Genomic DNA, 12,814 nt, shown 5'->3' with positions numbered 1-12,814 from the left:
TGCGCAAGTTTGGAAGTCCATATTCGGGAGGAACCCATACGATGTCTCAGCACACGCACGATCACACACACGCTCATGATGCCTGCAGCCACGGCGTGCCGGATCTCGGCCAGCCCGAGGGCTACGTTATTCCGGAATTCGACAATCGCGAGCTTATTCTGCGCGACGACATCCTGGCGCGTGCCAGGGAGCTGGCGCAGCTGATCACGACGGCCGACGAGGTGCAGACGTACCAGCATGCCGAGCGCCTCATCCAGCGCCATGAGCGGGTGCAGGGCCTGATCGCCCAGATCAAAAAGAAGCAAAAGGAGCTCGTCGCCTTCCAGACGACGTTCAAAAACGCGCAAATGGTCGAGAAGATCGAGCAGGAAATCGCGACGCTCCAGGACGAGCTCGACGGGATGCCGGTCGTGCAGCAATTCCAGCAGAGCCAGACCGACGTCAACTATATGCTGCAGTCGATCGTCAGCATCATCCGCGATACGGTCGCCGAGAAGCTCGACGTCGAGGCGGCGACGCCGAAGGCCGAGGAGCCGGAGACCTGCATCGACTGACCGCGCGGACGCGGGCGGGACGCAAGCGTGTACAAGCAAGCAGCGAGACCGGCGGCGGCGGGAGCCGCGGCCGAAGCTCGCCGCAACGACAGAGGGCCGCGTCGATCACACGCGGCCCTTTGGCATATAGATCGACGGCGGCGGGACGGCGCGCCCGGTCTTGCGGCCGGCACTCGCACGCACGGCGGCGATTGGCCTGTCGGCCGGGGCCGCGGGCTTGGCGGCGGCCGGCCGCCGCACGCTGCGGGCGTCCGCCGCGGCTGCTGGTGCCCGGCGCGGCTTGGCGCTGGGCTTGGGCTTTGGCCGGGCCGCCGGACGTGAGGCCGCACCGCTCTTGGACGCTTGACGCGGCGCTGCCGCCGGCGCGCGGGGCGTTGCTGCCGGGGGCGCAGCAGCGCGCCCGCCGTCAACCGCGCTGCCGCCGGACCGCTTCTTCGCGTCCGCGGCGTCCATTGCATCGCGGTCGCCTCCGCCGGCGCGGCGCGACGCCGTACCGCCCACGACGAGCGCCCTGGCGCGCTGGTCGTAGGTCCATGTGTACGGCACGCCGGCCTTCAGGCCGAGCGCGCCGGCTGCCGACGGATGAAGGCGCAGTCCGCCGTCGAAAAGATTCGATGGCGTCGCGACGCGCAGCTTGCTGCTGGACGAGCCGTGTCTCACGGTGATCTCGCTGCCTTGCCTGGCGCCGCTCTCCGGCAGACCGAGCTTGCTCATCAGCCCGTAGCCGATCGACAATACGCGCGAACCGAGCTTCGGTCCGTGCGTGAGCGATGCGCGTACGGACGAGACAGGAGCCGCGACGATCGTCATCGTTTTGTCGTCCGGTGCATACGTCAGCTTATAACGCCTGCCCGCAGGCAGGCCGAGCCGTCTGGCGAGCGCTTCGCCCATCTCGAAGCTGCCATGGAAGCACTCGCCGCCGCTGCGCAGCCGAATGCGGGCTTCGACGGACTGACGTCCGTATGTGAACGTCAATTCCGTACCGTCCTCGATCGCGCTTAAGGGGTTGTCGTCGCCGTAGGCGCAGTCCGTCGTCATATGGACCGTTCGATCGGGCAGATCGTTTACGATAAAGTCAAGGATGCCGCTGATCATATTGCGAAATCACGCTCCCGATCACAGGGCTTAGCTGCCCGAGGACAGCCGCATGACTTCAGCATATGCGACTCGGCGAGCGCATGCCTGTACCTTTGACTAGCCTCTCCGGCCGCAACGTGCATCGTGGACGAGCGGACAAGACAGGACAGAAGGGATGATCCTGATGACTGATTTTTTGCAGATCAAGGGATTGACGGGGGAGCTCAAGGTTTCCCATAAAAAGGGACCGTTCGGCCTCACGCTGTCGACGCGCGAGCTGGTCGTACAGAAGCCGCACATGAACTACTATATTTTATTCGAGCATATCGTCAGCGTCGTACCGTGCGAGAGCGTGCGTATGGACCGCCGTGCGATGGCGGCTGCCAGGGTAGCGCGGGGCGAGCTCGCCTTCGGCTCGATCGCCGCAGGCAGCCGTTATTATGCGGTATATGCCCAGGAGGTCGTCGTGCATCATCGCGGCGGCATCCACCGGACGGGGCCGATGGAATTCAGAATGCCGATCTACAAGCGGCTGGTCGAGGAACTGGCGCGGTACGGGGGCCTGACGGTCATCTGAAGCCGATCACAACAGAGCAAGCCCGAACGGCACGGGGGACGTGCTGTTCGGGCTTGCGGCAATTCGGGGGCCGGCAACCGCCGGATTGGCCCGGCGGTTGCGCACACATTCGCAGCTTAAGCTGTCAGCCGGCGCAGCGTGCCGGAGAGCACGGGCCGCAGCGTCGCGATGATGAAGGCGGCTGCGATGCCCTTGACGAAGTCTCCGGCGAGGAACGGATAGCAGCCGCCGATGAGCGCCGCGTGGATGTTCATATCGTAGTATTTGTAAGCAAGCCACGGGACGCCGCTCACATAGGAGAGCGCGATGCCGAACAGTACGATCGCGCCGGACAGCAGCGCGTAGGCGGCAACGCCCGGCTTGGCGCCGCGCTTGAACAGCCGGTCGCAGACCATGCCGAGGAACAGCGCCTGGAACGGGAACATCCAGATGAAGCCGCCCGTCGGTCCGAAGACGGTAGCGAGCCCGCCGCGGCCGTGCAGCAGCGGCAGACCGGCCGCCGACAGCAGCACGACCAGCGCGATGCTCCAGAAGCCGAGACGGGCGCCGAGCAGGCCGCCGGCCAGCATGACGGCCAGCGTCTGGAGGGTGATCGGCACGGTCGTAAAACCGAGCGGGACGGATACATAGCTGAAGGCGACGAACAGCGCGGCGAACAAAGCCGTGAATACGGTGCTCCCGAGCCAACGCGCGGCTGCAGGCTGCTTATGTAGGTTGTTCTGATGCGTCGCGGGGGGCGCCGCCCTGTCTGCAGCTTCGGTCATCGGATCGATCATTGTCAAATCTCCTCCCAAATGTTAACCTGTAATCGAGTTGGTGGTTAACAATTGGAATTTTAGCACGGGATATCCGGTTTGGGAAGAAGGAAATGAAAATGTCGGTTCAATCGGGCGCCTGGCAGCCGCGCTCGTCTTCGCCGCTGGTGCTGGAGACGCTCACCGCGAGCCGCGAAAATGAAAACGATACGGATTCGGTCCTGCTCGATCGGGTGACGATGACGCTGGCGCCGGGGGAATGGCTGTACATCGTAGGCGCCAACGGCAGCGGCAAGTCGACGCTGGGCCGGATCTTGGCCGGACTCAGCTTCCCCGGGCGGCTGAGCGCCGCCCGTTGGGACAGAGGGTTCGCGGGCGACGATCCGGCGCCGTACGTCATGCAGCAGCCGGATGCGCAGCTGTTCGGCAGCACGCCGCGGGAGGAGATCGTGTTCGCGCTGGAATGGCTCGGCGTCGAAGGTACGGCGATTGACGGCGCCGTCCGGTCGGTGCTGAAGGAGGCCGGCCTGGAGCCACTGGCGGATCTGCCGTGGGAGGCGCTGTCCGGCGGACAGCGTCAGCTCGCTGCCATTGCCGCTTCGGCAGCCGGCCGTGCTCCGCTGCTCGTGCTCGACGAGGCGACCTCGATGCTCGACGGCGACGCGCGCGGACGCATCCGCAGTCTGATCGACCGCAGGCATCGGGAAGGCGCGACAGTCGTCTGGATCACGCAGCGTCTGGAGGAGCTGGAGCCGGCGCGTCGCGTCGCGGCGCTGTCGGAAGGCAGACTTGTGTTCGACGGCAGCGGCGAACAATTTTTGTATGGCGACGACGGGGACGAACCAGGTGAGCCGCCCTGCTTGAGATGCGGACTCCGGCTGCCGTTCCGCGCGGAGCTGGCGCGGGCGCTGCGCATTGAGAGCCTCGAGACGGCGTCGCAGCAGCGCGAGAGGGGAGCGGCGGCTGCGGACCGGCGCGAGGATCGGGAGCATGTCCGGGGGCAGCGCGCAGACGGCGCGGCTGCCGGCAATCAGCCGGCCCCGCAGCGACCGCCGCTAAGCTTCGCAGGCTTGCGGCCAATCCGCGAGGCCGACGAAGTCATGCCTGCGGGCTCGGATGCGCCGGCCGGCGCACTGGCGCTGCGCACAGGCCGGATCACGCTGCTGCTCGGCGCGAACGGCGCCGGCAAGACGCGGCTGCTCGAGCTCGCCGCCGGCCTGCGGCAGGCGGAGGGCATCGCCGTGAGCTACGGCGGGAGTGCGGTCCGTGCCGGGCGCGCCGGCAAGCTTGCAGGCAAGCGGGGCGGCGCGCTGGGGGAGGATGCGCTGCTTAGCTACAGCTACGCGTGCCAGTCGCCCGAGGAGCAGCTGTTCGCGCGGTCGGTCGCGGATGAGATGGATTATGTGCTGCGCGCCTATGAACTGAGCGATCGGGATAAGGCGGCCCGGATCGGACATGCGCTGTCGGCCGTCGGTTGGGACGATACCTGGCTCGGCCGCGATCCGTACGCGATGAGCGGCGGGGAGCGGCGGCGGGCCGCGCTCGCCTGCGCGCTCGCCGCGCCGGCGCCGTGGCTGCTGCTGGACGAGCCGACCTCCGGGCTGGACGCGGCGGGCTATGCCCGATTGGCCGCGGACCTCGCGGCCGAGCGCCGCGGCGGCCGCGGAATCTTGCTCGTCTCGCACGAGCCGGACTGGGCGCTGCCACTGGCCGACGAGCTGCTGCTGCTCGGTCCGGGCGGCGAGCTCCGTCATTGCAGCCGGGAGGCGCTGCTGGCGCAGCCCGACTGGTGGCGGGAGGCGGGACTGCAGGCGCCGGAACTTTATATGGCGGCGCGGCGGGCCTGGCTGCTCGGCGCGGAGCCGGCGCATATATGGTGCGCTGCGGATATCGCCGCCTATATGCGAGCGGTGGAAGGAAGCGAGACGCTCGTCCGGCCGGAACCGGCTATATCGCAATGGCCAGCAAAGCAAACTGCCCCGCAGTTGCCTGCCTCGCAGTTGCCTGCCTCGCAGTTGCCTGCCTCGCAGTTGCCTGCCCCGCAGTTGCCTGCCTCGCAGCGACCGGCCGCGGGCAAGGACAATCCCCTCGCCGCCTTCGATCCGAGAGCGGTGTGGCTGTCGTACGTGCTGCTGTCCTTGTCTTTTTTTGCGGCGTCCGGCTGGGCGGGCCTGGCTGCGTCCGCAGCCGCTGCGGCGGCGATCGTCATGCTGGGGCGGCTGCCGCTGCGCCGGTATCGGGGACCGCTCGCCGCCTTCGGCACGTTCACGGTAATCTCTGCGGCGCTGTCGGGACTGACCGGCGACAGCGGCGGGGACGGCTGGTGGCATATGGCCGACAGCCTGGCCACCTTCCGCTCGTTCGCCAAGACATGGCTCGTGCTCGCCATCGGGATCGGCCTGCCGTCCGCCGTATCTCCGCTGCGGCTGCGCCGCGCGCTCGCGCAGACGCTGCCGCGGCGCGGCAGGGCGGGGATGCTCGCGCAGCGGATCGTGCTCGCCGTCACGCTGCTGCTGCGCTTCGTGCCGCAGCTGCTGGCGGAGTGGGAGCGCTACACGCGCATCGCCCTCGCGCGCGGCAAAGACATGCGCCGTACGCCCGGCGCACTGCTTCGCCGGCTGCGGAGCACGGCGATTCCGTTCCTGCTCTCCCTGTTCAGGCTCGGAGAGACGGTGACGCTCGCGCTCGAGAGCCGCGGGGTCGGACGGCGCGCGGAGCCGACCGTATCCGAGCGGCTCCGCTGGCGCAGGCGGGATGCCGCGCTGCTGGCGGCCGTCGCCGCGCTCGCGGTCGTGCTCATGCTCCCGGGGCGGTGGGCTTAAGCGCGCGTTCGGCCGCGCGTATCCGACTCATCCTTCACCGCGAGCCAGGCGATCGACGCTGCGGCTGCGCCCGTCGCGGCGCCGAACGCGAACCCTGACTTGAGTCCGCCGCCTGCGTTCAGCCAGCCTGCCAGATAGGGTCCGGCGAACATGCCGACGGCATAGACCGACTGATAGAATCCCATCGCCGTCGCGCGCTCTGCCGGCCGGACGTCGCGGATCGCGAGCCCGAGCAGCAGCGGCAGATAGAGCCCTTGGGCGAGCCCGTTGACCGCCTGGGTCGCGAGCAGTCCGGCATACCCGCCGCTATAGGGAATGGCGAGCGTGCAGGCGGCCGCGAGCAGGAATCCGCAGACGAGGACGCGGCGCGTGCCGAAGCGCGGTGCGATATAGCGTCCCGTCCAGAGCGAGACGAGCGCATGCGGGACCATGAAGGCGACGACGAGCCAGGTGAGCCCGCTCTTCGTAGCGCCGTATGCGACGGCCTGCAGCGGGGTGAAGCCGAACATCGTGATGAACAGCACGCAATGGGCGAGCAGCGAGAGCAGCGACACGATCAGCAGCCGCGGCGAGCGGCGGAGCATCTCGGCGGGACGCCTGCGCGGCTGCGCGGCAGCAAGCGCCGGCGCGGACGGCGTCGTCGCTGCTTGGGGCTCCCGCACGAACGGCAGGACGGCGATGCCGGCGGCGGCGATGACGATGCCCGCAGCGAACGAGGCGTTCCAGCCGCCCTGCCCGGCCAGGTAGCCGCTGGCGGTCATGCCGCCGAGCTGGCCGACGACGGTCAGGAAGCTGAGCGTGCTCATGGCCTTGCCGGACTGCTCCGGCGGGTAATAAGAGGCGTACAGCACGGTGAACGGCACCCAGGTCGAGGCGCAGATGCCGGCGGCCAGTCTGCCGGCGAGGGGGCCGGCCGCGCCGCCGACGGCGATGAAGAGGGCGCAGCTGACGAGGCCCGCCGCCATCCCGGCATACAGGAACGGCTTGCGCCTGCGCAGCCGGTCGGAATAAAGGCCGAGCGGAAAGCGGACCAGCACCTGCGTGAGGCCGTAGCTGCCGACGATCAGGCCGATCGTGCCGAGCGGCAGTCCGCGGTCCTCGAGGAAGGGCGTCAGGATCGGGACGTAAATATACATCGTCATCCAGTACAGCAGCGTGGCGATGCCGAATATCGCATGGTCCTTGGCGCTGATGCGGCGCTGCGGAGACGACAGTTCGGTACGCTGCAGGGCAGCGCCGGTTGTTGTCAATTTCAACACTCCATTCTTCTGCTTGCGAATTCGCTTCTTCTACTGTAACCGCGGCGGCGCCCGAGGGGAAGAGGCAGCTCGTCCAGCAGGGGACTATCTGCATCATTCGACACGCTTGCAGGAGGTCGATAGGAAAATGCACACGGACGACGAATGTTTAAAGTTGGAGCTTAATTGCGTTCGACATCGAAGGAAGTGTGCAGATGAGTTGCAGACAGTGCCTGACAGGAGAACCGATCTACGAATTCAGCCTCGAAGGCGCCGAAAATGAGCAGGTCGCAGCGCAGATCGCCCGGTTTATGGAAGAGCGGGGAGCCGAAATAAAGCCGGAACGGCAATCCCTTCAGATCCGCGAGTCCGCTGCCGCGGATTTTTACGACTTCTGCGCGGATCATATGCAGCTGCAGCGGATGTCCTTCCGCGTCGACGGGGCCGAATGGGAGCCGATGCATCGGCTGCCTGAACGGCTGCGGGAGCGTTGGGTCGACGGCATCATCGCGGAGGAGCGGATCGTGTCGTACGCGCAGCCGATTATGGACAGGAGCGGCGGGCGCTTCGGCTATGAGGTGCTGGCGCGGTTCGTCTCCGAGGACAGCGCGCTGCTGCCGCCGGCCGAGGTGTTCGCCGCGGCGAAGCGGCGCAACCGGCTGTACGCGCTGGACCGCATGTGCCGCATGGCCGCCGTGAGGAGCGCGGTGCATCTGATCGGCCGCGTATTCATTAACTTTATCCCGACCTCGATCTATTCGCCGCAGCATTGTCTGAAGTCGACGATCGCCCTGACGCGCGAGCTCGGTCTGGACGCTTCCAGATTCGTATTCGAGGTCGTCGAGAGCGAGCGGGTCGAGGACGTGAACCATCTCAGATCGATCCTCGCCTATTACACCGAGCAAGGGTTCAGCTATGCCCTCGACGATGTGGGGGAGGGCTACAGCACGCCCGAGCTGCTGCGCGACATCCGGCCGCACTATATGAAGCTGGATCGGGGCGCGGTGGACGGCGTGAGCCGCGACGGCGACAAGCAGAGAACCGCCGAGCAAATGCTGGCGGCTTCGCTTCAAGCGGGGGCAGTCCCGCTGGCCGAAGGAATCGAGCGCGAGGAAGATTATTTGTGGCTGCGCGAGCTCGGCTATCAATTGTTCCAGGGCTATCTCTGGGGCAGGCCGGAGCCCGTGCCCGCGCCAGCACGCTGACCAAGGAGAGTGGGGGACAATGATGGCTTACGGCCCGATCGTGCCGATATTGCGCATGTTCGACATCGGCAGGACAATCGCTTTTTATACCGACTATTTGGGCGGGACGATCGATTGGGAGCACCGCTTCGAGCCGGATCTGCCGCTGTACATGCAGGTCTCGCTGGGGGCGTGCCGCATTCACTTAAGCGAGCATTACGGAGACTGCAGCCCCGGCGCGGCGATCCGCATCGAGGTCGCCGATATCGCGGCGCTGCATGCGGGACTGACGGCGAAGGCCGCGGCGTTCTCGCGCCCGGGCCTTGCGCGCATGCCGTGGGGGGACGACGAAGTGACCGTGCTCGATCCTGCGGGCAACCGTCTCGTGTTCTATGAAGTCAGGCCAGCGGACGCATAGGAAAGCTCGCACAAAAACGGGACTTGCGGACATTAATCCGCCAAGTCCCGTTGTTGTATGTCGTTATTCGGCCAGCGACAGCAGCGCCCCGGTCTGATCCAGCTTGCCGCCGACGATGCGATCCTTCATATCCTTGATGCGCTCGAACGCCGGCGCCATGAACACGCTCGCCTTGACGCGCTCGCCCGGCGCGATGACGACGATCTCGGCTTGATCGCCGCCGATGACGGCGTAGTCCTCGATGATCGCGCCTTCGCCGATGATGGCGCGGCTGATCTTCGCATGCTTGCCGATCTTCGCGTTCGGCATGACGACGCTGTCCTTGATCTGGCACAACGCGCCGATCTGAGCGCCGCAGGAGACGACCGAGCGGGTAATCTCGCCTCGCGCCGCGACGCCTTGGTGCAGGAGAGAGCCGCGAATCTGCGCTTGGGCGTTCGCAGCGTAGTGCACGACCGAAGACAGGGCGGAGGCGTTCATCGGCCATTCGGGCGAAGCGACCTGGACGACGCCGTCGAGCAGGTCCATATTCGCTTCCCAGAGGCTGTCGATCGTGCCGACGTCGCGCCAGTAGCCGTCGAACTTGTGTGCGTACAGCGACTCGCCGTCCGCGAGCAGACGAGGAATCACGTCCTTGCCGAAGTCGCGCGACGATGTCGCGGAGGCTGCGTCCTGCAGCAGATAGCGCCGCAGGTCCTGCCAGCGGAATACGTACACGCCCATCGAGGCGAGATTGCTCTTCGGCGCGGCCGGCTTCTCCGCGAAGTCGACGATCCGGTCGTCCTGGTCCGTGCTCATGATGCCGAACCGGCTCGCCTCGGCCCAGTCGACATGCTTGACCACGATCGTCGCGCTCGCGCCGCGGGACCGGTGAGCCGCCAGCAGCGGCCTGTAGTCCATCTGATAGATATGATCGCCCGACAGGATCAGCACGTCCTCCGGCGCGTGGCTATCGATATAATCCATGTTCTGATAGATTGCGTCTGCCGTTCCTATGTAGCCGTCTGTGCCGAGCCGGTCCGACGGGAGCAGCGTGAGTCCTGTTTGCTTGCCCGAATCGCCGTTCCAGCCGTTCGCTCCGCGCAGATGGTTGTGAATCGATTCCGCCCGATATTGCGTGACGACGCCGATGCTCTGAATGCCCGAGTTCAAGCAATTGTTGACCGGAAAATCGATAATGCGTTGTTTGCTTCCGAACGGTACGGCCGGTTTGGCCCACTGCTGCGTCAACGGATGGAGCCGCTTGCCTTCCCCTCCCGCTAGAAGCATGGCCAAAACGTTCTGATTGCTCATCCTCTGTTCTTCCCCCTCGACTTAATTGCCAGCAAGATCATAGATAGTTATTAACCAACGAGATTATGACTTGAAACGCCGAACTTTTTTGGTAACTGTGAACAGTTTGTGTCCGTAAAAATAGAAACGGCCGCACGAATCGTGCAGCCGTCTCCGTTCAATTTGCAACCTTCCTGCGCAAGATACGATAGCCGAGCGGCTCGAGGGCAATGCGCATCCGACCGTTCTCCGGCGCGACGGACTCGCCGCTCAGCGCGTCGAACCAATCCGCCGTGTCCATCGGATGTTCGAGCAGCGCTTCCTCCTCGGCGTTGTTCATCCAGATCGTGAAGTGCTCGCCCGAGCCGATCCGTTCATAGACGAGCCGGCGCTCGCCGTCGTCCGCCTTCAGGATGCGAAAGCGTCCCGAGCGCAGCGCCGAATGTTCCTTGCGCAGCCCGATCAGCAGCCGGTAAAAATCGAACAGCTCGCGATCCTGACGCTCGAAGTCCCATTCCATGCATTTGCGGCAATCGGGATCGCCATCACCGGTCAAGCCGATCTCGTCGCCGTAAAAAATGCAAGGCGTGCCGATAAACGTAAGCAAAAAGACGACCGCAAGCTTCAGCCGGCGCTTGTCGCCGCCCATCATCGTCAAAATGCGGGGCGTGTCGTGGCTGCTCAGCATGTTGAAGACGACTTCGTTTGTCTGCTGCGGATATCGCATGAGCACATGGTTGATCTTGCTGGCGAAGTCGCCGCTGTTCGCGTCGCCCTGGCTGAAAAATTCGTTCACGCGGTCGGCAAACGGATAATTCATGACCGAATCGAACTGGTCGCCGAGCAGCCAACGGAGAGAGTCCGACCACACCTCGCCGATGATGTACGCATCCGGATTCACGCTTTTGACAGTTCGGCGGAAGTCGCGCCAGAAGGCATGATCGATCTCGTTGGCCACGTCGAGCCGCCAGCCGTCGATGCCGACCTCCCTCAGCCAATGCTCCGCGATGCCGAGCAGATAATGCTTGACCTCCGGGTTGGCCGTGTTGAGCTTGGGCATATGTGCGAAAAAGCCGAACGTATCGTAGTTCGGATTGCCGTCTTCGACGCGGACGGGAAAGTCGTAAATATGGTACCAGTCGACATACTTGGACTGCTCGCCATGCGCGATAATGTCCTTGAACGGAGGGAAATCGACGCTCGTATGGTTGAAGACGGCGTCGAGTACGACGCGGATTCCTTTTTCATGCGCGGCGTCGACCAGCCTTTTAAGCGTGTCCGTATCGCCGAAGTGCGGGTCGACCTTGCGGTAGTCGGTCGTATCGTACTTATGATTGCTGGGCGCCTCGAAGACAGGCGTCAGATAGACGGCCGTCACGCCGAGCTCGGTCAAGTAATCGAGATGATCGATAATCCCCTGCAGATCGCCGCCGAAGTGGCTGTCCCGGGTCGGCTGCTCTCCCCAGGGGAGCGTGCCTTCGGGATCGTTGGACGGGTCGCCGTTGGCGAACCGGTCGGGCATGATCTGGTAGAAGACGGCCGACTTCGCCCACTCGGGCGGCGTGAATATATCGATCTCGTGGATGAACGGCATCTCGTAGTAACCGCCGGGAGGGAACGGCTGTTCCTCGAAAAAGCCCGACTCGACCATCCAAACCTTGTCCGCTCCGGATTCAAACCGGAATCCGTACGAGAACCGCTTGCGCTCGGGCTTGACCTCGCATTCCCAATAATCGAACAGCTTGTCGCTTGCGATTTTTTCCATGCCGCATTCGCGGTTGTGACGCTCCCAATCGTATTTGTCGCCGGTGATGGCGTATACGCGCTCGACATCGTTTTTTTTGGTTCTGATGCGCAGATGGAAGGTATCCTTGTCATAGGAATAGGCCCAGTTGCTGCGCGGAGAATGGTAAAAGCATTCGAGCTGCATGACGCGCACCTTCTTCGTGTCTTGGGATGGTAGAAAGAGAGTGGGAGCGGCGGATATAAAAAAAGGCGTCGTGCCCGAAGGCCGGCGCCGGCAAACTGTGAGAAGCGCCCGGCCTTCAGGCCGGGGGCCGAACATCAGCCGTGAAGGAGAGACTCGGCGCCGTCGATGTAGATCGGCGTACCCGTAATATGCGACGATTCGTCCGAAGCGAGGAACTTGACGAGGCTGGCGACCTGCTTGGCGCTGCCGGGCTTGTGCCGCAGCGGCTGATCGCCTTCGGGGAATTCCACGGGAATCGCGATCTCGTCGACCTCCGGTCTGCGGTCCGTATTTTCCCCGATGTTCGTCTCGATCGCACCCGGGCATATCGCATTGACACGAATGCGGTATTGGGCCAGCTCCAGCGCCGCCATCTGCATGAATGCGACCTGGCCCGCCTTGGATGTGCTGTACGCGCTGAACCCGAAGTTCGAGAAGACGCGGTTGCCGTTGATCGAGCTGGTGATAATGATGCTGCCGCCTTGCTTCTTGAGCGCCGGAATCGCGTGCTTGACGGTCAGGAAGGTGCCCGTCAGGTTGATGCCGAGCGTCGTGCTCCAATCTTCCAGGCCCATCTCCTCGATCGGCAGCAGCACGCCGTTCACCCCTGCGTTGGCGACGACGATGTCGAGCCGGCCCCAGCGATCCAGCACCTGCTGCACGGCCGCCTGCATCTGGGACTCGACGGATATGTCCGCCTCGACTGCGATCGCTTCGCCGCCCGCTTCCGTTATTTTATGTACGGCTTGCCCCAGCTCGTCGTCTCCGCTGCGGCCCAGCAGCGCGACCTTGGCGCCGTCCTGCGCGAGCCTGACCGCGGACGCCAGACCGATGCCCGAAGCTGCGCCCGTCACCAATGCTACCTTGCCTGCGAGCTCCCCGTTTGCCGCGGATTGCGCTTGATTCGCCATTATCGTTCGCTCCCTCGATATCGGATTATGATCAACC

General features: G+C 64.8%; 11 protein-coding genes. 5 read left to right on the top strand and 6 right to left on the bottom strand.

The window, feature by feature from the left end:
• Positions 1-41 precede the first annotated feature (41 nt).
• Positions 42-554, top strand: coding sequence for a RicAFT regulatory complex protein RicA family protein (locus VQ071_RS18975; RefSeq protein ID WP_340515717.1), 513 nt, complete (start codon positions 42-44; stop codon positions 552-554).
• Positions 555-659: 105 nt separating this feature from the next.
• On the opposite strand, the gene VQ071_RS18970 is transcribed toward VQ071_RS18975, so the two are convergent.
• Entirely contained in the window at positions 660-1,649 is a 990-nt protein-coding gene (locus VQ071_RS18970; RefSeq protein WP_340515716.1) for a hypothetical protein, read from the bottom strand.
• A 166-nt stretch (positions 1,650-1,815) separates the two neighbouring features.
• On the opposite strand from VQ071_RS18970, the gene VQ071_RS18965 reads away from it, so the two are divergent.
• Positions 1,816-2,208 (top strand): hypothetical protein, encoded by a 393-nt coding sequence (locus VQ071_RS18965; RefSeq protein WP_340515715.1) that lies wholly within the window; start codon positions 1,816-1,818, stop codon positions 2,206-2,208.
• Positions 2,209-2,324: 116 nt separating this feature from the next.
• Here the strand turns inward: VQ071_RS18965 and VQ071_RS18960 are convergent, their stop codons facing one another.
• Entirely contained in the window at positions 2,325-2,984 is a 660-nt protein-coding gene (locus VQ071_RS18960) for a biotin transporter BioY (protein WP_340515714.1), read from the bottom strand.
• Positions 2,985-3,082: 98 nt separating this feature from the next.
• Here VQ071_RS18960 and VQ071_RS18955 point away from each other — a divergent pair, with 98 nt between their 5' ends.
• The gene (locus tag VQ071_RS18955; RefSeq protein WP_340515713.1) at positions 3,083-5,785 is read left to right on the top strand and encodes an ATP-binding cassette domain-containing protein; all 2,703 of its coding nucleotides are present in this window, start codon (positions 3,083-3,085) and stop codon (positions 5,783-5,785) included.
• On the opposite strand, the gene VQ071_RS18950 is transcribed toward VQ071_RS18955, so the two are convergent.
• Positions 5,782-7,041 carry an MFS transporter gene (locus tag VQ071_RS18950; RefSeq protein ID WP_340515712.1) on the bottom strand — a complete coding sequence of 420 codons (1,260 nt, stop codon included), beginning with the start codon at positions 7,039-7,041 and terminating at the stop codon, positions 5,782-5,784. The two genes, VQ071_RS18955 and VQ071_RS18950, sit on opposite strands and share 4 nt — an antisense overlap.
• Positions 7,042-7,238: 197 nt before the next feature.
• Between VQ071_RS18950 and VQ071_RS18945 the strand changes: the two genes are divergently transcribed.
• Positions 7,239-8,228 (top strand): EAL domain-containing protein, encoded by a 990-nt coding sequence (locus VQ071_RS18945; protein WP_340515711.1) that lies wholly within the window; start codon positions 7,239-7,241, stop codon positions 8,226-8,228.
• 19 nt (positions 8,229-8,247) lie between these two features.
• Complete coding sequence (locus tag VQ071_RS18940) at positions 8,248-8,625, top strand: glyoxalase superfamily protein (RefSeq protein ID WP_340515710.1); 378 nt, start codon at positions 8,248-8,250, stop codon at positions 8,623-8,625.
• Between the two features lie 63 nt (positions 8,626-8,688).
• Here VQ071_RS18940 and VQ071_RS18935 read toward each other — a convergent pair whose 3' ends face one another.
• The 3 genes from VQ071_RS18935 to VQ071_RS18925 all read right to left on the bottom strand — a co-directional run bounded on the left by VQ071_RS18935 (position 8,689) and on the right by VQ071_RS18925 (position 12,777).
• Positions 8,689-9,918 carry a sugar phosphate nucleotidyltransferase gene (locus VQ071_RS18935; RefSeq protein WP_340515709.1) on the bottom strand — a complete coding sequence of 410 codons (1,230 nt, stop codon included), beginning with the start codon at positions 9,916-9,918 and terminating at the stop codon, positions 8,689-8,691.
• Positions 9,919-10,075: 157 nt separating this feature from the next.
• Positions 10,076-11,827 (bottom strand): alpha-glycosidase, encoded by a 1,752-nt coding sequence (locus VQ071_RS18930; RefSeq protein WP_340515708.1) that lies wholly within the window; start codon positions 11,825-11,827, stop codon positions 10,076-10,078.
• A gap of 134 nt (positions 11,828-11,961) precedes the next feature.
• Complete coding sequence (locus VQ071_RS18925; RefSeq protein ID WP_340515707.1) at positions 11,962-12,777, bottom strand: SDR family oxidoreductase; 816 nt, start codon at positions 12,775-12,777, stop codon at positions 11,962-11,964.
• Positions 12,778-12,814: the final 37 nt, after the last annotated feature.

The sequence above is a fragment of the Cohnella sp. 56 genome (assembly GCF_037963805.1).
Lineage (GTDB): Bacteria > Bacillota > Bacilli > Paenibacillales > Paenibacillaceae > Cohnella.
Note: the sequence above shows the minus strand (reverse complement) of the source record. Positions and strands in the feature narration are given on the sequence as shown.